The sequence below is a fragment of the Sediminivirga luteola genome (assembly GCF_014639315.1).
In the GTDB taxonomy this organism is placed as follows: domain Bacteria; phylum Actinomycetota; class Actinomycetes; order Actinomycetales; family Brevibacteriaceae; genus Sediminivirga; species Sediminivirga luteola.
This window is the reverse complement of the sequence record NZ_BMFY01000022.1, coordinates 1-19,953: the sequence shown is the minus strand read 5'-3', so window position 1 is coordinate 19,953 and position 19,953 is coordinate 1. Positions and strand designations below refer to the sequence as shown.

Annotated in this window: 20 protein-coding genes and 4 tRNA genes; 10 read left to right on the top strand and 14 right to left on the bottom strand. The window is 67.4% G+C overall.

Features of this window, described 5'->3' with window-relative positions; all coding sequences use genetic code 11:
* Nucleotides 1-38: 38 nt before the first annotated feature.
* Nucleotides 39-1,352 (bottom strand): MFS transporter, encoded by a 1,314-nt coding sequence (locus IEW13_RS16575; protein ID WP_188552023.1) that lies wholly within the window; start codon nucleotides 1,350-1,352, stop codon nucleotides 39-41.
* A 113-nt stretch (nucleotides 1,353-1,465) separates the two neighbouring features.
* Between IEW13_RS16575 and IEW13_RS16570 the strand changes: the two genes are divergently transcribed.
* On the top strand, nucleotides 1,466-2,362 hold the full coding sequence (locus tag IEW13_RS16570; protein ID WP_188552022.1) for a LysR family transcriptional regulator: 897 nt from the start codon (nucleotides 1,466-1,468) through the stop codon (nucleotides 2,360-2,362).
* A gap of 175 nt (nucleotides 2,363-2,537) precedes the next feature.
* On the opposite strand, the gene IEW13_RS16565 is transcribed toward IEW13_RS16570, so the two are convergent.
* The 3 genes from IEW13_RS16565 to IEW13_RS16555 all read right to left on the bottom strand — a co-directional run bounded on the left by IEW13_RS16565 (nucleotide 2,538) and on the right by IEW13_RS16555 (nucleotide 4,306).
* Nucleotides 2,538-3,059 (bottom strand): mycothiol transferase, encoded by a 522-nt coding sequence (locus IEW13_RS16565; protein WP_188552021.1) that lies wholly within the window; start codon nucleotides 3,057-3,059, stop codon nucleotides 2,538-2,540.
* A gap of 392 nt (nucleotides 3,060-3,451) precedes the next feature.
* Nucleotides 3,452-3,522: transfer RNA gene (locus IEW13_RS16560), tRNA-Gly, on the bottom strand.
* Nucleotides 3,523-3,760: 238 nt separating this feature from the next.
* Nucleotides 3,761-4,306: a hypothetical protein gene (locus IEW13_RS16555; RefSeq protein ID WP_188552020.1), complete on the bottom strand. Its 546-nt coding sequence runs from the start codon at nucleotides 4,304-4,306 to the stop codon at nucleotides 3,761-3,763.
* A gap of 207 nt (nucleotides 4,307-4,513) precedes the next feature.
* On the opposite strand from IEW13_RS16555, the gene IEW13_RS16550 reads away from it, so the two are divergent.
* Together IEW13_RS16550 and cysK are read left to right on the top strand one after the other, a co-directional pair.
* Entirely contained in the window at nucleotides 4,514-5,701 is a 1,188-nt protein-coding gene (locus IEW13_RS16550) for a trans-sulfuration enzyme family protein (RefSeq protein ID WP_188552019.1), read from the top strand.
* Between the two features lie 139 nt (nucleotides 5,702-5,840).
* The gene (cysK, locus tag IEW13_RS16545; protein ID WP_188552018.1) at nucleotides 5,841-6,773 is read left to right on the top strand and encodes a cysteine synthase A; all 933 of its coding nucleotides are present in this window, start codon (nucleotides 5,841-5,843) and stop codon (nucleotides 6,771-6,773) included.
* A 178-nt stretch (nucleotides 6,774-6,951) separates the two neighbouring features.
* Here cysK and IEW13_RS16540 read toward each other — a convergent pair whose 3' ends face one another.
* Complete coding sequence (locus tag IEW13_RS16540) at nucleotides 6,952-7,227, bottom strand: HPr family phosphocarrier protein (protein ID WP_188552017.1); 276 nt, start codon at nucleotides 7,225-7,227, stop codon at nucleotides 6,952-6,954.
* A 197-nt stretch (nucleotides 7,228-7,424) separates the two neighbouring features.
* On the opposite strand from IEW13_RS16540, the gene IEW13_RS16535 reads away from it, so the two are divergent.
* Complete coding sequence (locus IEW13_RS16535; RefSeq protein ID WP_229745270.1) at nucleotides 7,425-9,044, top strand: amidohydrolase; 1,620 nt, start codon at nucleotides 7,425-7,427, stop codon at nucleotides 9,042-9,044.
* A complete protein-coding gene (locus IEW13_RS16530) occupies nucleotides 9,044-9,691 on the top strand; it encodes a YigZ family protein (protein ID WP_188552016.1) in 648 nt (215 codons plus the stop codon). Before IEW13_RS16535 ends, IEW13_RS16530 begins: the two co-directional genes overlap by 1 nt.
* A 42-nt stretch (nucleotides 9,692-9,733) precedes the next feature.
* Here the strand turns inward: IEW13_RS16530 and ybaK are convergent, their stop codons facing one another.
* On the bottom strand, nucleotides 9,734-10,240 hold the full coding sequence (ybaK, locus tag IEW13_RS16525; protein ID WP_188552015.1) for a Cys-tRNA(Pro) deacylase: 507 nt from the start codon (nucleotides 10,238-10,240) through the stop codon (nucleotides 9,734-9,736).
* Between the two features lie 256 nt (nucleotides 10,241-10,496).
* Nucleotides 10,497-10,847, bottom strand: coding sequence for a metallopeptidase family protein (locus tag IEW13_RS16520; RefSeq protein WP_188552014.1), 351 nt, complete (start codon nucleotides 10,845-10,847; stop codon nucleotides 10,497-10,499).
* A gap of 375 nt (nucleotides 10,848-11,222) precedes the next feature.
* Here IEW13_RS16520 and IEW13_RS16515 point away from each other — a divergent pair.
* The 3 genes from IEW13_RS16515 (at nucleotide 11,223) to IEW13_RS16505 (ending at nucleotide 11,548) form a co-directional block, all read left to right on the top strand.
* Nucleotides 11,223-11,295 (top strand) — tRNA-Glu (locus IEW13_RS16515).
* A gap of 38 nt (nucleotides 11,296-11,333) precedes the next feature.
* Nucleotides 11,334-11,407, top strand: a tRNA-Asp gene (locus IEW13_RS16510).
* Between the two features lie 65 nt (nucleotides 11,408-11,472).
* Nucleotides 11,473-11,548: transfer RNA gene (locus tag IEW13_RS16505), tRNA-Phe, on the top strand.
* A gap of 45 nt (nucleotides 11,549-11,593) precedes the next feature.
* Here the strand turns inward: IEW13_RS16505 and IEW13_RS16500 are convergent.
* Nucleotides 11,594-12,016, bottom strand: a complete 423-nt coding sequence (locus IEW13_RS16500; RefSeq protein WP_188552013.1) for an MmcQ/YjbR family DNA-binding protein — start codon at nucleotides 12,014-12,016, stop codon at nucleotides 11,594-11,596.
* A 66-nt stretch (nucleotides 12,017-12,082) separates the two neighbouring features.
* Here IEW13_RS16500 and IEW13_RS16495 point away from each other — a divergent pair, with 66 nt between their 5' ends.
* A complete protein-coding gene (locus tag IEW13_RS16495) occupies nucleotides 12,083-12,265 on the top strand; it encodes a hypothetical protein (RefSeq protein WP_188552012.1) in 183 nt (60 codons plus the stop codon).
* A gap of 6 nt (nucleotides 12,266-12,271) precedes the next feature.
* On the opposite strand, the gene IEW13_RS16490 is transcribed toward IEW13_RS16495, so the two are convergent.
* The 3 genes from IEW13_RS16490 to IEW13_RS16480 form a co-directional block, all read right to left on the bottom strand.
* A complete protein-coding gene (locus tag IEW13_RS16490) occupies nucleotides 12,272-13,324 on the bottom strand; it encodes a 2,3-butanediol dehydrogenase (protein ID WP_188552011.1) in 1,053 nt (350 codons plus the stop codon).
* A gap of 637 nt (nucleotides 13,325-13,961) precedes the next feature.
* Entirely contained in the window at nucleotides 13,962-14,567 is a 606-nt protein-coding gene (locus IEW13_RS16485; RefSeq protein WP_188552010.1) for a response regulator transcription factor, read from the bottom strand.
* Complete coding sequence (locus IEW13_RS16480) at nucleotides 14,564-15,673, bottom strand: sensor histidine kinase (RefSeq protein WP_188552009.1); 1,110 nt, start codon at nucleotides 15,671-15,673, stop codon at nucleotides 14,564-14,566. Before IEW13_RS16480 ends, IEW13_RS16485 begins: the two co-directional genes overlap by 4 nt.
* Before the next feature lie 207 nt (nucleotides 15,674-15,880).
* On the opposite strand from IEW13_RS16480, the gene IEW13_RS16475 reads away from it, so the two are divergent.
* Nucleotides 15,881-16,345 (top strand): hypothetical protein, encoded by a 465-nt coding sequence (locus IEW13_RS16475; RefSeq protein WP_188552008.1) that lies wholly within the window; start codon nucleotides 15,881-15,883, stop codon nucleotides 16,343-16,345.
* 234 nt (nucleotides 16,346-16,579) lie between these two features.
* On the opposite strand, the gene IEW13_RS16470 is transcribed toward IEW13_RS16475, so the two are convergent.
* From IEW13_RS16470 to IEW13_RS16460, 3 genes are all read right to left on the bottom strand, one after another.
* Nucleotides 16,580-17,239, bottom strand: a complete 660-nt coding sequence (locus IEW13_RS16470) for a GNAT family N-acetyltransferase (protein ID WP_188552007.1) — start codon at nucleotides 17,237-17,239, stop codon at nucleotides 16,580-16,582.
* A gap of 90 nt (nucleotides 17,240-17,329) precedes the next feature.
* Nucleotides 17,330-17,698 (bottom strand): hypothetical protein, encoded by a 369-nt coding sequence (locus IEW13_RS16465; RefSeq protein WP_188552006.1) that lies wholly within the window; start codon nucleotides 17,696-17,698, stop codon nucleotides 17,330-17,332.
* A gap of 357 nt (nucleotides 17,699-18,055) precedes the next feature.
* Nucleotides 18,056-19,543, bottom strand: coding sequence for a hypothetical protein (locus IEW13_RS16460; RefSeq protein ID WP_188552005.1), 1,488 nt, complete (start codon nucleotides 19,541-19,543; stop codon nucleotides 18,056-18,058).
* Nucleotides 19,544-19,953 lie beyond the last annotated feature (410 nt).

The window sequence follows — 19,953 nt, the reverse complement described above, 5'->3', positions numbered from 1 at the left end:
TGCGTGCGTTGTCCAGGATCATGTCGAGTCTCATGTCATCACCTTTCCACGCCGGCGACCCGGCGTGCGTCGTCGTTCCGCCGTGCCACCCTGGCCAGTCCGGCCACGCCGCCGATGGTCGCCAGCAGCAGGGCGCCGTAGAACACGGCCACACCCCACGGCGAGCCGCCCGAGGCGGTCAGGATGTACTGCGCGATCAGCGGGGTGGAGCCGCCGATGATGGTGGCGCACAGCTGGTAGGCCAGGGAGACGCCGGAGTATCTGATCTCGGGTGGGAACGCCGCGGCGAGGAAGCTCGCCAGCAGCGCGTAGTAGGCGGTGCCGCCGATGAGGGAGAGCACGAGCATCACGCCGATCCACACCACATTGCCGCTGGCGACGGCGAGGAACAGCGGGATCACGACGATCAGGTTGAAGACGAGACCGCCGATCATGACCACGCTCGTGCCGAGCCGTTCGGCGATCAGCGCCGCGATGGGCTGCCACAGGAACTGGGCGATCGCGCCGACGAGGAGGACGTTGAGCATCGCCTGCCGGTCCACGCCCAGGTCCCCGGTGGCCCAGGCGAGGAGGAAGGTGTTGTTGAAGTAGGCGGAGGAGATGCCCATGATGGACGCCGCGATGCCCAGGGCCAGGACGGCCGGGGCGAACCGGAACACGTCGAGCGCCGGGACCCTGGCGATGCGATCGGCCTTACGGGTCTCGGTGAACTCGGCGGACTCCTCCACCTTCGTGCGGATCACCAGGCCGACGATCACGAGGACGGCGGAGAGCAGGAACGGCACGCGCCATCCCCAGCTGAGGAACGCCTCGTCCGGTAGCAGGCCGACCAGCAGGAACATCAGCGTCGCCAGGATCGATCCGGCCGGGGAGCCCTGCTGCACCCAGGCGCCGGAGAAGCCCTTCTTCCGTTCGCTGGAGTTCTCGGTGGCCAGCAGCACGGCGCCGCCCCATTCGCCGCCGACGGCGAATCCCTGGAGTGCCCGCAGCAGGACCAGCAGGACCGGCGCGGCGACGCCGATGGTGGCGTAACCGGGCAGCAGGCCGATGAGCGTGGTCGCCACTCCCATCAGCAGGAGGGTGATGACCAGGATGTTCTTCCGGCCGAGACGGTCGCCGAAGTGCCCGAAGACCGCCCCGCCGATGGGCCGGGCGATGAAGCCGACCCAGAACGTGGCGAAGGAGGCCAGCAGTCCGGCGGCGGGAGCGACCTCCGGGTAGAAGACCCGGCCGAAGACCAGGGCCGCTGCGGTGCCGAAGATGTAGAAGTCGTACCACTCGATGGCGGTGCCCACGAAGGCTCCGACGGTGGCGCGACGCTGCCGGGCGGCGCGCTCTGTCTGTGTTGTCATGTCTCTTTCGCATTCGGGGAGATTGATGTGACTCATGCGACATTAGGCACCCGGGGCCGGTGCCGGCCATAGCCCGGCCATACCGTCTGGGTGGCTGGGTATAACCTCTTTTCATGTTTCAGCTGCGCGAGCTCGAGTACTTCCTGGCCATCGTGGAGACCGGATCGGTCAGCGCGGCGGCACGCGCCCACTGGGTCTCCCAGCCGGCGATCTCCAAGCAGATCGCCGGGATGGAACGGTCGCTGGGCACCCGGCTGTTTCGCCGCGTCCGCGCGGGCATGGTGCTCACCCCGGCCGGGGAGCGGCTGGTGCCGGTCGCGCGGGATCTGGTCACGCGGCTGCACCGGGCCGAGCAGCTGGCGCGTTCGTGGACGGCCGGGGAGCTGAGCTTCCGGGTGGCGTGCCCCGCGACGACGGGTGAGAGCCTGATCAGGCCGTTCATTGCCGATGGCGCGCCGATCCACGACATCCTGCCGGCCGACCCCGGTAGCGTGTACCAGCAGTTGCAGCATGGCGCGGATCTGGCGATCAGCACATGGGAGCCGCCGGCCCATCTGAGCCGCCGGCTGCTTTTCACTCTGCCGATCACGGCGCAGGCCGCCGAGCCGCTCGGCACGGATCCGGACCGCGTCGAGCTCTCCGGCATCGCCGACCGGCCGCTGCTGATCCCCGGGTACGGCAGCGCGGTGGAGCGGCTGGTGTTCAGCGCGGCCTACGGTGCCGGTTTCCGCCTGGCTGAAGCGCGCACCGTGAGCAACGGCACGATCGCGCAGGCGCTGTCCTCAGCCGGCCGCGGGGTGGCGCTCGTGATCGAGCCGCCGCGGTACCCGATCGCCAATCAGCTGCTCGTCCACGACGGCGCTGTGCTGAAGGCGGATTTCCACGTGGCCTGGGAGCCGGACCATTACGCCGCCGAGGAGATCGCGGGGCTTGCCGGCCGGCTGGCCAGGTGGCTGCGCGAGCACCGGGACGCGATCGTCAACCATCCGCTCGCCGAGGTGCCGAGGTAGATCGGGCCTGCCATCGCGGCCGCCTGCCGGCTCTGTCTGGGCTGCGCGCCGGACACTCCCGGAAGGTCAGGCTGGCGCAACCACCGGCAGGACCCGCCGGGTGAAGTCACGGTCAAGCTGATCCATTCCGGAAGGCGCGGGCGAGTTCGGCCGGAAGGACCGCACGCGGGTCGGCTCAGCGGATTCCGGCGCGCTCCGCCAGGCCGCGGACGTAGGCCGCCTGGCCGAGGTGCTGGTTGAGTTCGCCGATGACGCTGACCAGACGGGCCGAGGCCGTCACCGGCGGGTCCCAGCTCTCGTCGACGATGGCGGCCAGATCGTCCGCGCTGAGGCCACGTACGTAATCGAGGCTGAACCGGTGGACATCGGCGTGGTATCCGGCCAGATCGGAGGCCTCCGCCTGGACCTGGCCCACCTGTTCGGATGAATGGCCGAAGCCGGTGTCCCAGGGGCCGAGCGGCAGTCCGAAGCGGTCCCGCCACTGCGGCCAGACCTGTTCGGCGCCGGCAAGGCCGGCGATGTGGTCGTCCTGGATGCGGGTGGCGTGCCAGAGGAGCCAGGCGATGGAGTTCGCCTCGGGGTCCGGCCGGTACGCGCCCTGCTCCCGGCTGAGCCCGTCCGTGATGCCGCCGACGAGTTCATGCAGCCGGCCGAAGGAGTCCTCCAGCAGGGTCCGCACCGCTTCTGTCGCGCTCATACGATCTCCTCGTGATCCGGCGAGTGTTGCGCGCCGTCCGGTCATTCATGACCGGCACCGGCCAGTCGTGCACCGTGACCGGCCGCGGCCCGTTCTTCGCGGATGCCCGTCAGACGCCGGGCGACGCTGCCTCTTCCGTTCACGGTACGCCTGCACGCCTAGGCTGTGAACCTCAGGCCTTTCACTTTGAACCGCATGGCCGCGTTCTTGCCGCTTACCCCCACGTCCACTGCTGTTTCGAAAAGCCGCCGGAGATCAGTGGTGGGGATTCGGTGTTATGTCTCGGGACTTCGGAACGGCAGTGGGTTTCCCGCCGCTCTCTCGCCGCCCTGGGCCAGGCAGAAGAAAAGTGCCAGGACACCGGCGGAACGATGTCCTGACACTTCACCCAGAGGGGATGACGGGAATCGAACCCGCGCCGTCAGCTTGGGAAGCTGAAGTTCTACCATTGAACTACATCCCCGTGTCGCGTTTCGCGACAGAGAACACTATAACAGAACCGGCAATACTGCTCCTGACCAGCTGGGACGCCAGCAGGAACACGCCGCCACGTATCCCACAGCGGGACAGCCGGAACCAGCGCAGTTCAGTGCGGGACGCGTCTAAGGCACGCCTTTGCATGACCATCCTCGCGGCGCCGGCAGACTTCGCGCACTGCGCCAGCTTCATCTGGCCGGCCGTTCAAGGCAGTCATCAACTACTCACAGCCGCGCCAGGAAGTCCTTCCACGCTCCGCGTAGCAGTTCGCGGTCCTCCGGCGTGAGCAATCGTTCATGCTCCACCGCGACTTTCACTTTCCCCGGTCCGGCGTCCTCGACGCCCACGCTCACCCGTGAGCCGTCGTCGAAGGCATGGCGCCAGTACGAGCGCACCGGAGTATCCGTGGTGCGCGGTCCCCCCGCGAAGACCTTGCCGCCGATCCCGCCCTCGCTGAGAAGCATCCGCCCCGCACGGTCCCGGACCTCGGGCCGCTCCCCTGCCACGACCCGGGACGCAGACACCGTGAACGTGCCGTCAGTGCGCTGGCCGGGCAGCCGGCGCCCGATGATCCGTTCATAGGAGACGGTGAGCCCCTGCGCCCACCAGCCGGAGACCTCCGGATGATCCTGGACGATGCGCTTGGCGATGGCCGCGTGGTCGAGGTCCCTGGCGCCGACGGAGTCCAGATAGGCACGCCACTCCTCCCAGGACCGCCCCGTCGCTTCCTGGGGATCGAGCATGGGACCGGGTTCCTGATGCTCAGCCATGACGCCAGTCTATGCAGGCGCAAGCTCGCTGGGACACAGCGGAACGAGCGCCCGCGACGCACGGATCAGCGCTTTCCAGGACACCTGGCCGCGAAACCGCCCGGCACTGCCGGCACCCGGTCCCGCACCGCGCTCTGGGCATCGGACTGTGACGCCGGCATGACCGGACTCGTGCCGGTGCCGGGAGCCGAGCCGTAGGCTGAGCCCATGGACGAGCGCGACCTTTCCGGGACAGATCTGCACACCCTCGCCGTACACGCCGGCAACAGCATCGACGCCGGCTCCGGGGCCATCCGAACCCCTATTACGATGGCGAACTCCTACGCCCTTCCCGACGATCCGGCCTCCATCAGCTGGTCGGATACGGAGACCCCGCTCTACACCCGGAACTCGGGTGCCAACCAGCTCGCGCTGCAGCGGAAGCTGGCTCTGCTGGAGGGCGGCGAGGACGCCGTCGCCCTCGCCTCGGGGGTGGCGGCCATCCACGCGGTCGCCTTCACGCTGCTGCGGTCCGGCGATCACGCCATCGTCTCCGACACGGTCTACGAGGCCACGTTCCGCCTGTTCGGCGAGCTGCTTCCCGAACGGTACGGCACCGCGGTGACCTTCGTCGACGTCAGCGACCTCGACGCGGTCCGGGCCGCAGTCCGCCCCGAGACCACGCTCATCCACACCGAGGCCATCGCCAACCCCACCACCAAGGTCGCCGATGTCGCCGCGCTCGCCGGGATCGCGCGCCAGGCCGGCGCCAGGCTGATCGTGGACTCCACCTTCACCCCTCCCCCGGTGTTCCGGCCGCTGGAGCACGGGGCGGACCTGGTGGTCCACTCCCTGACCAAGTACATCAACGGGCACGGGGACGCGATGGGCGGCGCGGTCATCGGCGGCGCGGAGCTGATCCGGCAGATCAAGGCCGATGCGATGGTGGACGTCGGCGGCGTCATCAGCCCGTTCAATGCCTGGCTCATCTCCCGCGGCTCGATCACCCTGCCGCTGCGGATCCGGCAGCACATCGCTTCCGCCCGGCGGGTGGCGGAGTTCCTCGCCGCCGATCCTCGGGTGGCACTCGTCGCCTACCCCGGGCTGGAGCATCATCCTCAGCACGACCTGGCCGCGCGTCAGTTCGCCCTGGGTCCCGGCGCCGTGATGGCGTTCGCGCTCACCGGCGGCGCCGAGGCGCACAACGCCCTCGTGTCCAGGCTGCGGCTGATCACCTCGGCCGTCTCGCTCGGCCATGACGAGACCCTCATCGTCCATGTCGGCACGGACGGACCGCGCGTGGCGTACTACCCGCAGCCGTTCCGGGAACTCGGTCACCTGCGCCTGTCCATCGGCCTGGAGAGCGCCGATGATCTCATCGCGGATCTGTCCCAGGCGCTGGACGCCCTGAGCTGAGCCGGCTCCGGCCTTGCCCGGGAGGCATACCCGGCCCGTGGCAGATCGCGCGGTACATGCCCAGCACGGGTGCCGCGCAGTGCGACAGCGCGTGACGCGGGCTCTGGCGCGGCGGATCCCGTTCTGAGACGATCCCCTCATGCCGAACATCCATGAGAGCCTCGCCGAGCTGGTCGGCGGCACGCCGCTGCTGCACCTGAGCCGTCTGTTCGCCGATTCGCACGCCCGCGTCCTGGGCAAGCTGGAGGGTTTCAATCCGGCTTCCAGCGTGAAGGACCGCACCGCGCTGGCGATCATCCGTGCCGCCGAGGCCGAGGGGAAGCTCGCTCCCGGGGGCACCATCATCGAGGCCTCCAGCGGCAACACGGGCATCGCCCTGGCGTGGATCGGCACGGCACTGGGCTACCGCGTGATCATCGCGATGCCCGATGACGTCTCGGTCGAGCGCCGGGATCTGCTACGCGCGCTCGGGGCTGAGATCGTCCTGACGCCGGGTGAGACCGCGATGGCCGGGGCCAACCAGAAGGCCGGGGAGATCCTGGAGAACACGCCCGGCGCCTTCCTGGCCGGGCAGGGCGGGAACCCCGCCAATCCGCAGGTGCACGAGTCCACCACGGGCCCGGAGATCTGGTCGGATACCGGCGGGGAGGTCGACGCGCTCGTGGCCACCATCGGCACCGGCGGCACCATCACCGGCGCCGGTGGCTATCTGCGCGGCAAGAACCCGGATCTGGCGATCATCGGCGTGGAGCCGGCCGAGGCGCCCGTGCTCAACGGCGGCCCTTTCCGGCCGCACCCGATTCAGGGCATCATCGGCGGCGATTCGATTCCACCGGTGCTGCGGCTCGACCTGGTCGACGAGGTCATCGATGTCAGCGCGGAACAGTCCTACGAGTACGCCCGGCGCGCCGCCCGCAGCGAGGGACTGCTGGTCGGGGTCTCCTCGGGTGCCGCCCTGGCGGCGGCAGCCGAGCTGGCAGGCCGGGAGGCGTATGCCGGCAAGACCATCGTCGCGGTCCTTCCGGACACCGGCGAGCGGTACCTGTCGACCCCGCTGTACGAGCAGAGCTGACGCCGCGGGCGGCCGAGCGGAGCTGAAACGTCAGACGGCGACGGATGTCAGATCATCCCGCGCAGTGCCGTGGCGACGGGCGAGGGCGGTCACCCCTGACGGGATAAGCCATCCTGGCCGGGCGGAAGGCACACGGACAACAGAGAGGCTGCGGTCTAAGCCGGAGGCGCCCCGCGCGTCAGTCCGCGTCGAGATCGCGTTCCAGCAGCGCGGCCAGGGCATCCAGTGCGTCTTCTGCGCCGTCACCCTCGGCCCGCAGCACCACCGTCTCGCCCTGGCCGGCACCGAGTCCCATGAGGGACAGGATGCTCGCCGCGTCGAAGCGGTCCTCGGGCGCAGAGGCCTTGGCGATCGAGATGTCCAGATCGTAGGCGGCGACCGCCTCCACGAAGATGCCGGCGGGACGGGCGTGCAGGCCGGACTTGCTGGCCACGACAGCGGTGCGCTCTGCCATGCGGGTGCTCCTTCACTCGGTGGGCTCCAAGTCTAAGACGCGCTCCTGCGGATCGCCTGAAACCGCTTCACAGCGGGACCCCTGCGCCTCACCGGACGGGGACGAGTGACTATGCTCATAGGCACGCCCGCCGCCCGCGACCACCAGTCCGACCGCCGGCCGACTGCCGGCAGCACCCAAGAAACGAGGCTTCTCCCGTGCAGCTGGACGCCAAGCTCGTCGACGCCCGCATCACCACTCTCGATGAGGAACGGCCCACCGCGACGACGATGGGCATCGTGCACGGCCGGATCCTGGGGTTCGACGAGGACATCGCCGATCTGCCGGCTCGCACTGTCATCGACGCCGGCGGCGCGGCGGCCGTTCCCGGCTTCTTCGACGCCCACTGTCACACCGCGTGGTTCGGGCTCACCCTCGCCGCGCTGGATCTCACCCGCCTTCCCGGCGGTCTGCCGGAGGTGTACCGCAGGATCGAGGAGCACGCCGCCGGGCTGGGACCTTCCGAATGGGTGAACGCCACCGGTTACGCCCACCGGGACTATGACGACCAGTACCCCGACATCGAGATCCTCGACCGCATCTCCGGCGGGCGGCCGCTGTTCATCCGGCAGACCTCCGGGCATGCCGCCATCGTCAACACCGAGGCGTTGCGCCGCGCCGGCGTCCTGGAACCCGGATTCGAGGACCCGGACGGCGGCCGCATCGTCCGGGATGCCGCAGGCCGCCCGACCGGGCTGGTGGAGGAGACCGCGCAGGAACTGATCCAGCAGCTCATCCGGCCCTACGCCAAGGACGAGATGGTCGCGGCGATCGAGCGCGCCACCCGGCATTACGCCGGCGAGGGCATCACGAGCTTCACGGACGCGGGCATCGCCGCCGGCTGGATCGGTCACACGCCGGTGGAACTCGCCGCGTATCAGCAGGCCGCCGACTCCGGCCGCCTGCACGCCCGCGCCGAGCTGATGCCCAGCATCGACGCCCTGCATCCGGTCACCGCCCACGCCGATGACGGCATCACCAGCGGCCTGGACCTGGGGCTGCGGACCGGCCTGGGTGACGACATGGTGCGGATCGGCCCGGTCAAGGTCTTCATGGACGGCGCCCTCTCCGGGGAGACGGCCGCCCTGACCAGCAATTACACCGGGCGTGACCATGCCGGCTACCTGCAGGCGCCGCGCGAGGAGCTGCGCCGCAAGGTCCTGGAGGCCGCCGCGGCGGATTGGTCGCTCGCCCTGCACGCCATCGGCGATCTGGCCATCGACGAGGCGATCTCCATCATCGCGGAGGCACAGCGGCGTTACGGCCGGCGGGACCGGCCACACCGCATCGAGCATGCTGCCGTCGTCCGGCCCGAACAGCTCGCGCTCCTGGCCCGCGAGGGCATCGCCGTCACCCCGCAGGCAGCGTTCTTCGAGTCGATCGGCGACGGCATGGCCGCCTGCCTGGGCCCCGACCGCGTCCCGTGGCTGTACCGCGGGAGGTCGTTCCTCCAAGCGGGCGTGCTGCTGGCCGGCTCCTCCGACCGGCCGTGCGCGGAAGGGAACCCGCTGCGCGGGATGCAGGCCTATGCGGAACGGCTCACTCGCTCCGGCGCCGTGCTGGCCGCCGATGAGGCGCTGACCGCCGAGGAGGCGTTGCGCGCCTACACCATCGGCTCGGCCACGGCGGCCGGACAGCAGGCGGACAAGGGCACCCTGACGGCCGGGAAGCTCGCGGACTTCGTCCTCCTGAGCGAGGCGCCGATGGATGTGGCCCCGGACGAGATCGCGGGGCTCGAGGTCCTGGGCACCGCGCGGGGCGGGCAGCTGTACGGCTGATGCCAGTGGCGCCCGGACCTCAGCAGTACACCACCATCGCGGCAGCGGTGGACGCCGAGCTGGAGATCAAACGGTCCCGCTTCCTGTGCCATCTGGCGCCGGCAGGTTCGGAGGATGAGGCGCGGGCCGTCATCGCCGCCGTGGCGCAGGCGCATCCGAAGGCCCGGCACCACTGCACGGCCTTCGTCCTGGGGCCGGATGCGGCGACTCAGCGCAGCAACGACGACGGCGAGCCTTCCGGCACGGCCGGGCGCCCGATGCTGGAGGTCCTGCTCGGCGAAGGACTGACAGATGTGGTGGCGGTCGTGACGCGGTACTTCGGCGGGGTGCTGCTGGGCGCGGGCGGCCTGGTCCGGGCCTATGGCGCCGCCGTCTCCGCCGCTGCCGCGGAGGCCAGGCGGGTCCGGTACGCCCTGCGGCAGGAGTTCACGGTCGAACTGGACTACCGGTGGGGACCGGCATTCGAGGCCGAGTGCCACGCCGCAGGCTGGACGGTCGTAGAGACCGAGTACGGGGAGCGGGTCACGGTGCGCTTCGCGGTGCCGCCGGAGCAGGAGAAGCGGGCCCGCGAGCGGCTGGCGGACCTGAGTTCCGGCGCCGCCCGCCCTGTCGCCGGCGAGACCCGCTATGTCCGTGTGACGAGCTGAGCCGCAACGCCGACGGGACCCGGCCAAGCCGGCCGGGTGCCCTCAATCCAGGTTCGCGATCCGGGCGACCTGCGCGTTGGTGAGCAGGACCAGGTCGTGCGGGCTCAGCTCGATCTCCATCCCGCGGCGGCCGGCGGAGACCAGAACGGTCTCGTAGTCCAGGGCGGTGATGTCGACGACGGTGGGGCTCGGATTGCGCTGACCCAGCGGGCTGGTGCCGCCTCGCACGTAGCCGGTGCGCCGCTCGGCTTCGGCGATACCCGCGAGCTGGGCCCGCTTGCCGCCGACCGCGCTGGCCAGAGCCCGCAGGTCCAGCTGCCCGGAGACCGGGACGACGGCGGTGACGAGTGTGTCGTCCACGGAGATCATGAGGGTCTTGAGAACGCGCTCGGGGTCGACGCCGAGCTGGCTGCAGACCTCGTGTCCAAGGCTGCGGGCGTGGGGATTATGCTCGAACTGGTGAAGGGTGTATGAGGCCCCCGCCATGCTGAGAACGCGGAGTGCGGGGGTTGCCGCGGGGTGCTTCTCCTTGAGGGAGATTCGACTCATGGGGTATATCCTCCAACCGCTCACGGCAACCATGCTGGCCCGTCCGTAACGGTCTGTGATTCTCCTCGTGCTGACTATGTGCGCTGGTAAGCTGCCTTTGCTAGCTTGTCACGATACAAACGCTGAGGCGGCTGCCACAAATCATCCTGCCCCTTGGTGACACGTCTCACAGTCCGGACAAACCGGCATGTTCCGACGCCACCGGATGCGCGCGTGCGGAATCAGCAGCGAATCACCGCGGCCACCGTCGTTCCGCTCAGCCCCATCCCCATTCGTGGAGCTTCTCGTCATCGATGCCATGATGATGAGCGATCTCGTGCACGATCGTGATCGCGATCTCGTCGCGCAGTTCCTCGAGGTCCCGGGCATAGGCGATGAGGGAACTCTTGTAGAGGAAGACCGCGTCGGGAAGCTGGAACTCCCAGCCGGCGCCGCGCTCGGTCAGCGGGGTGCCCTCGTACAGCCCCAGCAGGCCGGGCATATCCGCGGGAGGATCGTCGTCGACGAAGAGCGCGATGTTGTCCAGATGGTCGGCGATGCCGACCGGGAGGATGCCGAGCGCCTCCTCGAGAGCGGCGTCGAACTCCTCATCGCTGACATTCTCCATGACAGGTTCAGTCTAGGGCGTCACCGCGGGGCACCAGAAGGAAGGTCGTGCAGTGACTGGGCGTCAGGAGAGCCGTGCTCTAACTGAGTGCCAGACGGAGCCCGTGCACTGACGGGAAGGCTCGCGCCGACTGATGGCGGTCGCTCTCACAACTAAGGTCTCCTGGCGCCTCTCTTCGCATCTGATAGGAGCGACCTCAGTTGGCGCTGGGCACTCGATTGCACCGGGCCATCAGCCAAAACGGGGCCGCGCGAGGAGCAGCTCGTGGTGGTAGACGCATCCGGGAAGGCCGATTTTGCACTCTGCCGGAACCTGTCGTAAGCTGTTCAAGGCTCAAAACGACGGGGTCGTAACGGCCTAGGAGTTTTGGCTCGCGCCCCCATCGTCTAGCGGCCTAGGATTCCGCCCTTTCACGGCGGCGACACGGGTTCGAATCCCGTTGGGGGTACTCGGTGAGGTATCATCGATATCTAGCCTGTTAAGCAAGGCCCTGTGGCGCAGTTGGTTAGCGCGCCGCCCTGTCACGGCGGAGGTCGCGGGTTCAAGTCCCGTCAGGGTCGCGAGTGGCGGGGGATCTTCTTTAAGGGAAGATCCCTTCGCCATATGGCGGCACATTGCCGGCCACGGCTCTGTAGCTCAGTTGGTAGAGCGCACGACTGAAAATCGTGAGGTCACCGGATCGACGCCGGTCGGAGCCACCAGAAAGGGCCTTCTCGTGATCGCGGGAAGGCCCTTCGCCATCTCCCCTACCGCCCGAAGGTCTCCGGGTCCACCGGGCGCTCGCGGCGGGGAACGTTCTTCTCGATCACCAGCAGATTCTTCTCGATCACCAGCAGATAGGACTCAGTGACGAGATCATCGAGCAGTTCGTCGTCGAAGTCCCCGCCGGGGTGCACGGTGATCCAGTGCCGCTTATTCATGTGATACCCGGGCGTGATGTGCGCATGAGCCTCGCGCAAGAAACGCGCCGCCTCCGGCGCGGCCTTGAGGATCACGATCGGTTCGCCGGTCACAGCGGTGTGGATCATGAAGACCTTGCCACGGACCCTCCACACGTCGTACTCGTCGCCGAAGGGGTGGCTGAGCTCGGCACCGGGCAGCTCTTCGGCGCGCCCGGCGGTCCGCCGCTGTAGCCAGCGCAACTGCTCCGGTTCCCGTTCATCCCCCATCGGCGTTAGCCTCCCGGCCCGTGATGACGTTGAATCAAAGCGATACACGCGACACAGTACCGGGCGATGCTCGCAGCAGTGAGACGGTCGTGCGCGAACAAGACGAACCGGACCACCGTCGACGGCGAGACGTTCGTCGTGCGTCCCGCGGGTAAAGGCGACTCCTCCTACGCCTGGATGAGCGGGCCGGACCCCGGTGACGGCGTCAGCGACAGCACCTCCCTACCCGGCACAGGAAGTCGGCGCTGAATCGGGTCACTCGGTGCTGCTGACCAGGATTTTCGCTCCCGCTCCTTCTCGGAGGCGGTGGATGGCGTCGACGACGTCGTCGAGCCCCACTTCCTCCACCCAACCGGTGGTGTCATAGACCCCACGGCTCATTGCCTCGATTACCGCATCGAAATCTGCCGGCAGGTATGCCAGGGTTCCAGCGACCTCGGTCTCACCCATCACCAGTTGCGTGGGATTGAACTCGAACGGCCGCTCATGCAGGGCGAGCACCACGACCCGGCCGCCGGGCGTGAGGTTGGCAAGGGCTGAGGTGACAGCGACACCCGCTCCCGCGGCGTCGAACGCCACGTCAACGCCGGATCCACCGGTGAGTTCCGTGACAGCGGCCGCGAGGTCCCCCTCCACCGGATCCACCACGGCCGCACCGAGCCGGGCCACGGTCTCACGTCGCGCGGCACTGGGCTCGGAGATGAGCACCCGGTCCACGCCCTTGGCACGCAGGGCGAAGTAGACGCCGATGCCGATCGGTCCCGCACCTGCGATCAGCGCAGAACCGCCCGCGCTCACCCCGGACTTCTCCACCCCGTGCCAGGCGACCGACATGGGCTCCACCAAAGCCCCCATCCGCAGGTCCACACTGTCCGGCAGCACATGCAGCTTTGAGACATCCACGGTGGTGTACTCGGCCATCCCGCCGCCATCGGCGGTGAGACCGTGGAATCCGATCTTCCGGCAGACGTTGTAGAGCCCTTTGTCACAGGCTGGGCATTCCTGGCAGAAGTAGATCGGCCACACCGCCGCGCGATCACCCACGGCCACGTCGTTCACCCCTTCACCAACCTCGACCACCGTGCCGGAGAACTCGTGCCCCAGGACTTGCGGGGGCATGGCGCCGGTGACCGGGTGCGGTGCATCGAAGTTCACGCCGGCAGCCTCGGGGGCGTAATAGACGTGGAGATCGGACCCGCAGATCCCCGCATAGGCATTGCGGAGCTTGACCTGACCGGGACCGGGGCTGGGCTCCGGGACTTCCTCGACCCGGACGTCTTCCTTCTTGTAGAACAGCGCTGCCCTCATGGGGGTTCTCCGTTTCCGCAACTGCGCCTTCGCAGCCGCTATTCATGGCGACGCGACCAGCAGCCCTGGTTGCGCGTTCGGTTCGGTGCGTCCGCCTACTAGCTTCCCGTCGCCGACGACCCCTTCGGCCGGGTACGCCACCGCCATCCCGGCGTAGGAGCCCGTCACCAACGGGGATAGGAAGGGGTCCAGGCTCGCGGCGTACACGAATGCCCGGGCTCGTCGACGGTGGAGAAGTCCTCTGCCGTCCGGAAGTCAGCAGCCCGGCGGGACTCGGCGCGTGGTGACGAAAGATGCCCCGGGTGACGTCTGCGTCACGAAAGAGGCTGGCAACGGACACCGCATGGATCACCGCACCAGAGGCAAGGCCCATCCTTGCGGGTGCCTTGCGGGTTCGGCGCATCCATGCGTCCATGCGGCCACTCTATCTTACAGATGTCAGATTGCCGAGGGCTGCCGATCGGGTTGCAGCAGATCATGACTAGGCAGGACTCGGAACCAGGCCCGCAGCTTGGCGCCGCAGAAGGCGCCTGCGGGCCGCGGTCCGGCCTCCCGGACCTGGCACTGTAGCTGGGTGAACACGCGGCGGCCTGACCGGTAGGCACATCGCGCCCGGAGGATGCGTAGCTGCGGTGGGTCATATCCAGCGGCGCGCGCGGGCGTACTCCGCGGCTCGCTGACGCGTGTCCTCGGGCGTCTTCTGGATCGCCTGGGAGAGGTAGTTCCGCACTGTGCCGGCCGAGAGGCTCAGCCGCTCGCTGATCTGCGCCACCGAGAGCCCTTCCAGGGTCAGGTGCAACATCTCCTGCTCCCGCTCGCTCAGGGGACTATCGCTGATGAGCGCCTGCGTCATCAGTTCACCGTCGATGTGCCTGCCACCGTCCGCAAGAGCGATCACGGCGGAGGCGATGACGGCCGGTTCAGCATCCTTGCCGAGGAACCCGCGCACGCCGAGCCGCAGCGCGTGACGGAGGGTTCCCGGCCGGGCATGACGTGTGAGGATCAGGACCGCCTGCTGGGGGTGAGCACCGAGGATTTCCTCGGCGACCTCAAGCCCGCTGCGGTCCGGCATGTCCACATCGAGCATCACCACGGCGGGCCGTACTGTCTCAAAAGTGCGCAGCGCCTGGCTGCCGGTGGAAGCTTCCGCCACCACGGCGATGTCGCCCTCCAGCGGCAGTAGCGCGGCCAGGGCAGAGCGGATCAGCCCTTCATCATCGGCGAGGATCACTCTGACGGTCACCGGTCGCACTCCGGGGGAAAGTGCACTCGGACGGTGAAGAGGTCATCTCTCGCCTCGGCGGTGAGACGTCCGCCGGCCGCGTCGATCCGTCCCGCCAGCGCCGCCAGTCCCCGAAGCGGCGGTGTGCCGTCAAGGGAAGGCGGCGCGCCATTATTGACGACGGTCAGCTCGTTCGGGGTGAGGGTGATGGTGACGCGGCCGCGGCGGGCATGCCGCACGATATTGGTGGTGGCCTCGCGCAGCACCTGGGCGAACTCGGCTCCGCGCGGCAGCCGGTCAGGGTCGAGGCCCGGCTCGAGTTCTACCTGCACTGTCCCGATGCCGGCGGCGAGAAGTAGCTCGCGGGCGTTCTGAAGCTCGGCGGCCAGGTTCAGGCGGTGCGTGCCGGCGGCCAGTTGCCGCCCCTGCCCGATGGCCTCGGCGGCCAGCCGGCGGATGTCCCCGAGTTCCGCGGCGGCCCGGTTCGCGTCCCCGGGCAGCATTCTCTCCGCCAGCGCCGCTTTGAGCTTGATGGCATGAAGACTGTGGCCCTGGATGTCATGGAGGTCAGCGGCGAAGCGATCACGCTCGCGGAGAAGGGAGAGCTCCCGTTCCCGGTCCTTCATGCGTTCCAGCTGCAGCACAAGGTCCTTCTGGCTCTCCGCATCGACGACGGTGGCGATCCAGACACCGGCCATGAGGAGCAGCAGCAGCGCCGTCCGCCAGGCGATGTCGAGGTCCCCCAGGAACGCCGTGGACGCCACGAGCGGAATGCTCGCCAGCGCCAGCACCCACAGAATCAGGCTGCGTCTGTGCATCAGCCAGATCCCGATGCAGATCCCCACGCCGGCCGATCCTGCCGCGTTCTCTCCGGTCACCGCCGCCCAGGCGAACGTTGCGTAGCCCACCACCATGGCGATGCCGACGAGTTTCGGGCTGACCCGCTCGTGGGAAAACAGCACGGCCGCCGCCAGCGCCAGGCTTGGCACGATGAGGAGCATCGCTTCCGGATTCGACGAGGTCAGTACGGAGACCAGCGCCGTCGCCAGCAGCGCGACGACGTAACCGCGCGTCGTCCACCTCCGGATCTGCGCGCGCGTCACCCCGCCGGGCGATCCCCCGTCCATCGAAGACAGTGTAGTGCGGCAGGTACGCCCGGAACCGCCATCGCCGCCGTCTGGCCTCACGTCATGACACGGCGTCACAGGAAGAGGTGACACGCATCCACTACCGCCGGATCACACCCCCGGCGAGAGTGGTGGTGCACGCCGCCCCCCGGTCAGGACGGCCGGGACGAGACGCCGCCGCGGCGGAAAACACGAGAGGCAGAAGGTTTGCTGCACGACATCATCGACGGTCTCCAGCAGTTCGTGGACACGCTCCCGCTCATCTTGCAGGTCCTGGCACTGGTCGTCATCTCCGCCCTCCCCATCTTCGAGGGCGATGTCGCCGTCGCCGTCGGGCTCGTCGCGGGGGTGCCCTGGCCATTAGCGGTCCCGGTGTCCGCCGGGGGCACCGTCCTGGCGACATTCGCCGCGGTGGCCGCCGGAGCCCGCCTCGGTGGCAGGCGCACCAAGGGCGAGCGGGAGAAGAAGATCCTCGCCCGGGTGGAGAAGTGGGGAGTGCCCCTGGCGATGCTGCTGAGCGGATTCTTTCTCAGCGTCACCTTCCACGCCTTCGTCATGAGCAGCGCGGGCCTGAACCGCTCCCTGATTCTCGTCTCCGGGGTGTGCACGGCGGTGTTCAACGTCGTCTTCGTCGCGCTCCTGACGAGCGGGATACTCGCGTTCATCTTCTGAACGCCGCTGAAGTTCTCACTACCATTCAAGGCATACATTCCGAGGCGCATATGGAGGTCGGATGGAAATCGTCGTGGAGCCGATCGGATACGCGACCAGTTCACGGACTGTTCCCTACGACGATGCGCTCTCTGCTGCTCCAGGAGCCGTTCGCTCTCTCGCGTGAGCCCGCGGTGCTGGACATCTCGCGGGTCTGCTGACATCGGCGAACCAAGGGAGGCGTAGCCCGGAGGATCAGGGCGTCGTCGTGGGCACCACAGACGAGGCGGCAGACGAGGCGGTGGTCACCAGCGAAACGCCGTCATCGTGCAGCCCAGGGACGGTCGCGCGCATGCGCCATACCCGCGGTCCGCCGGGGCGGTCGGCACGGCCAGTCACCTCGAAACCGTACCGCCGGTAGAGGCGCACATTGCGCTCGTCGGAGGTTTCCAGCCGGACGTACGCAGCCCCGCGAGCATGTGCCTCAGCAAGACCGAACGCGACGAGTGCCCCGCCCAGGCCCCGGCCCTGTCCGGCCGGCCGCACGCCGACCGTCTCCAGGGTCCAGGCGGCGCGATCATCGCCCCCTGCCTGGTCGGTGACAGCCGCCCCGGACTGCAGGCGAGAGGTCCGGTCTCCATGCAGCGCGAGGATCCGTTCGAGGGCGGCCTCATCGGGATCGCTCGCGTCCGGCGGCAGCAGCGCGATCACGCCGTCCAGGTCTTCGGTCAGAGCCACGAACCCGTGGCTGAGCGCGTGCGACAGGTACAGGTACTGAAGCTCCCGGAGCCGATCCGGGTAGTTCTCCTCGGGGATGACGTAGCGGGTCCAGGCGTAGTCGCGGAACGCCTGTGCGAGTACATCGGCCGCAGACGACAGGTCCGCTGCTGTAGCGGGCCGAACTACCGCGTTCATATGCTTCCTTCTTTCCCCGGGGTGGACTCCGCCGGCAAACATCCCACCGCATCGGGTGCCGCCATGCCCGGCACATACCCTAGCTGTCCCCTACAGCCCGACTTCCGCCGAGGTGCGCGTCTGGCCTGGCACGCCGAGCTGGGCGCGCCAGCGATCGCTGAGCCGTCGCATGGCATCGTCGTCCAGGTCCATCACCGGGGCCCGTTCCCGGAGGTCACGTGCTCCGCCGAGCGTGACCTCAGTGAAGACCACGCCCCTGTCGTCCAGTTCCGGGAAGTAGAAGTCCGACGCCGCATCGCGATCCAGGTTCCATGTACCCAGCTCCCGGACGTAGGTGTAGACCTCTTCCTCCTCGTCGTCTACGACGTGTTCCTCCTCGTCGTCTACGACGTGCAGCGCAAAGCCTATGAGCCCCCGCCGCGCGTCCGCGAGGCAGCTGTCACGATCTTTCCCGTACACACGACTGTAGGGACCGGCACGGACAGGCGCCGCGGTTACTCCTCGCACGGCAGCGCCATACCCACCAGCAGGTCAACAGATGCGACACCCGCCGCCGTTGGCGTGCGCTGATGTGACCCTCATCGCCTGGATCGCGGGGGACCCGATCGGGTCCTGACCGCGATACTCGTCCAAGCTATGGAGATTGTGACGCGCTGAAGGATGACACTGCGGAACGCGCGGTGGGGTCTGCATGGATAACCGCAGTCATGGCAAGGCACTGGGCTAGTGCCTCATCACGACGGGGAACAGTAACGCGCTCGGTGATGACGGCGAGATGCTGTCAGGTACCCCAAGATGGCGACCCAGCCACATATTTCAGCTGGTCTTAGTGTTCGTGAGGTGCACGCCGATGTATCCGATGTACGCCTTCTTCGTTGTTGTCGCATCGACGTAGTAGTACATCCGCGGGGCATTCTGGTCGCGATGCGTTGGCGCGAAGTGTGCTGACATGAAGATCTTACCGTCAGGGGATACTTCTCGGGGCACGGTGAAGGTCCGTTCGCGACGCATCTTCGAGTTCGTCTGTACCGTCTCGCTTTCGTTTGCCTTATGCCGTTGTGCAGGAATCTTGCGCCCGATGACGTCCGGGGCATTGAGGTAGTTGTGAAGATTGCCGCTGAATCCTTGTTCGACCCTGGCTTTCATGTAGTCGTGAATCACGAGAACGTACTCCCAAAACGCAGAGGCGTACACTCCCATCGAGTCCTTGCCATCGAGCAGGACGGCATCGTCAAGCGCCTTGTCGGGGTCGGAGAGCTGTACGTATCGTAGGATCTCGCCATAGTTCTCAGAGTCAGTGAGCCGTTCAACGATGTCCGATACCGACGCAGGATCGCTCTCCCACGGTGCTGGATGCTCCTCGACGTACTCGTATTTATCGAGACGTAACGAGCGCCAGTGTTCTAGTGAGCGAACTTTCGCTTCCGCCTCGCGTCGCGAAATATCGGCGACAGCACGCTCGTACTGCTCGGACTCAAGCTGTTCGCGGAGAGTCGCGAGTTCGTCCTCTAGGCGCTCTCGTTCAGTCTGCAATTCTTGAGCCTTTGCGGTGGCTGTCGACGCAGTGGCTTCTACGCGCTCGAACTTCGCTGCGATCTCGTCTAGTGCGGACTCATTGATTTCTTCGCGACCGAGAAAGCGTGAGACGAGGACGCGCAGTTTGTCAAACCATGACGGTTGTTTGACCACGAAGCTGCCGTTCTCTGCGGCCTCCTCGACCGCTGGCTTCTGCTCCCGTTCTGATTCAGTTGCGATCGGCAGCGTAACGGCAGTCTCACCGGCGGGAGACATGATTTTGACCGGGATCAGATCACGCTGGAGTAAACGCTCCGTTCGGGTGAGCTCCGATGGCAACGGCGATTCGAGGAGTATGCGTCGGGGAGTCGACGCGATCAACTCAACAATCTTGGGCTTAAATCGCCCTTTCTGAAGATTACGGCTCAATGTGCTGGCGGTCATGATGCGGTGGCGTCGCGCATCAGCCGCATCACCGAGTTCCACTCCGGAGATAAATGTTCGCAGTGCACCGGCCGGTATCGCGTGTGTTTGTCCGAGACGCTCGTTGAAGAGCAGCGCAGCGTCCGGCTCTAGGAGGAAGAACGAAGCGCATCCCACAGCGTCGCGAGTGAGGGTTTCGATAGCTTTCGCCCAGGTAGGCATCGGTAGTCCAGGCACCGGCGCTGCTATGGTCACCGAAACTAAACGCTGCTGGTCCGTAACGTAGCCGAGGAGTTCATCGATATCGTCCACGCGCATTGTGCGCGGATTTGCGAGAACTGGAGTGCTTCCGTCGTAGGCCTCCACGACATCCAGTACGTTCCTTACAACTCTCGGAGTGGCGGGGCGCTCCGGCTTGCCACTAGGCGTCCGTCCTTCACTTTCGAACCACAGCACCTGGCTTAAGCGGCGTGAGTTCTGAGTGGATAGAGCATAGAGACGCGTTGTCCATGTGCCATGCCTGTTCTCTTCTACGAGCTCGAGCATGAGTCGAGTCATCTGATCCGCCTCGCCGGAACGCTCTACGACAGTGAGTAGCGAGTCCGGGCCGAGCCGGTGGGTACCCGGACCGTCCCAATCAGCGGTTTCGAGTGTCTTACGCGGGTCGCGCACACCGTCTAGCAGCCAGCTTCGGTGGAATGCCCCCGGTGTTAGGTCCAGGTCTTATGTGAGTTGCGGGGATTGATCTTCTCTTCTGTGGCGGCAGCTCGCGGCAT

Excerpts from the sequence above, each read along its gene's own strand:
- IEW13_RS16500 (WP_188552013.1), bottom strand. The coding sequence starts at position 12,016 with ATGGGGGATGAACGGGAACCGGAGCAGTTGCGCTGGCTACAGCGGCGG.
- IEW13_RS16480 (WP_188552009.1), bottom strand. The coding sequence starts at position 15,673 with ATGGACGGGGGATCGCCCGGCGGGGTGACGCGCGCGCAGATCCGGAGG.
- IEW13_RS16530 (WP_188552016.1), top strand. The coding sequence starts at position 9,044 with ATGCCAGTGGCGCCCGGACCTCAGCAGTACACCACCATCGCGGCAGCG.
- IEW13_RS16520 (WP_188552014.1), bottom strand. The coding sequence starts at position 10,847 with ATGGAGAATGTCAGCGATGAGGAGTTCGACGCCGCTCTCGAGGAGGCG.
- IEW13_RS16495 (WP_188552012.1), top strand. The coding sequence starts at position 12,083 with ATGCTCGCAGCAGTGAGACGGTCGTGCGCGAACAAGACGAACCGGACC.
- IEW13_RS16490 (WP_188552011.1), bottom strand. The coding sequence starts at position 13,324 with ATGAGGGCAGCGCTGTTCTACAAGAAGGAAGACGTCCGGGTCGAGGAA.
- IEW13_RS16570 (WP_188552022.1), top strand. The coding sequence starts at position 1,466 with ATGTTTCAGCTGCGCGAGCTCGAGTACTTCCTGGCCATCGTGGAGACC.
- IEW13_RS16540 (WP_188552017.1), bottom strand. The coding sequence starts at position 7,227 with ATGGCAGAGCGCACCGCTGTCGTGGCCAGCAAGTCCGGCCTGCACGCC.
- cysK (WP_188552018.1), top strand. The coding sequence starts at position 5,841 with ATGCCGAACATCCATGAGAGCCTCGCCGAGCTGGTCGGCGGCACGCCG.
- IEW13_RS16565 (WP_188552021.1), bottom strand. The coding sequence starts at position 3,059 with ATGAGCGCGACAGAAGCGGTGCGGACCCTGCTGGAGGACTCCTTCGGC.
- IEW13_RS16575 (WP_188552023.1), bottom strand. The coding sequence starts at position 1,352 with ATGACAACACAGACAGAGCGCGCCGCCCGGCAGCGTCGCGCCACCGTC.
- IEW13_RS16555 (WP_188552020.1), bottom strand. The coding sequence starts at position 4,306 with ATGGCTGAGCATCAGGAACCCGGTCCCATGCTCGATCCCCAGGAAGCG.
- ybaK (WP_188552015.1), bottom strand. The coding sequence starts at position 10,240 with ATGAGTCGAATCTCCCTCAAGGAGAAGCACCCCGCGGCAACCCCCGCA.
- IEW13_RS16550 (WP_188552019.1), top strand. The coding sequence starts at position 4,514 with ATGGACGAGCGCGACCTTTCCGGGACAGATCTGCACACCCTCGCCGTA.
- IEW13_RS16470 (WP_188552007.1), bottom strand. The coding sequence starts at position 17,239 with ATGAACGCGGTAGTTCGGCCCGCTACAGCAGCGGACCTGTCGTCTGCG.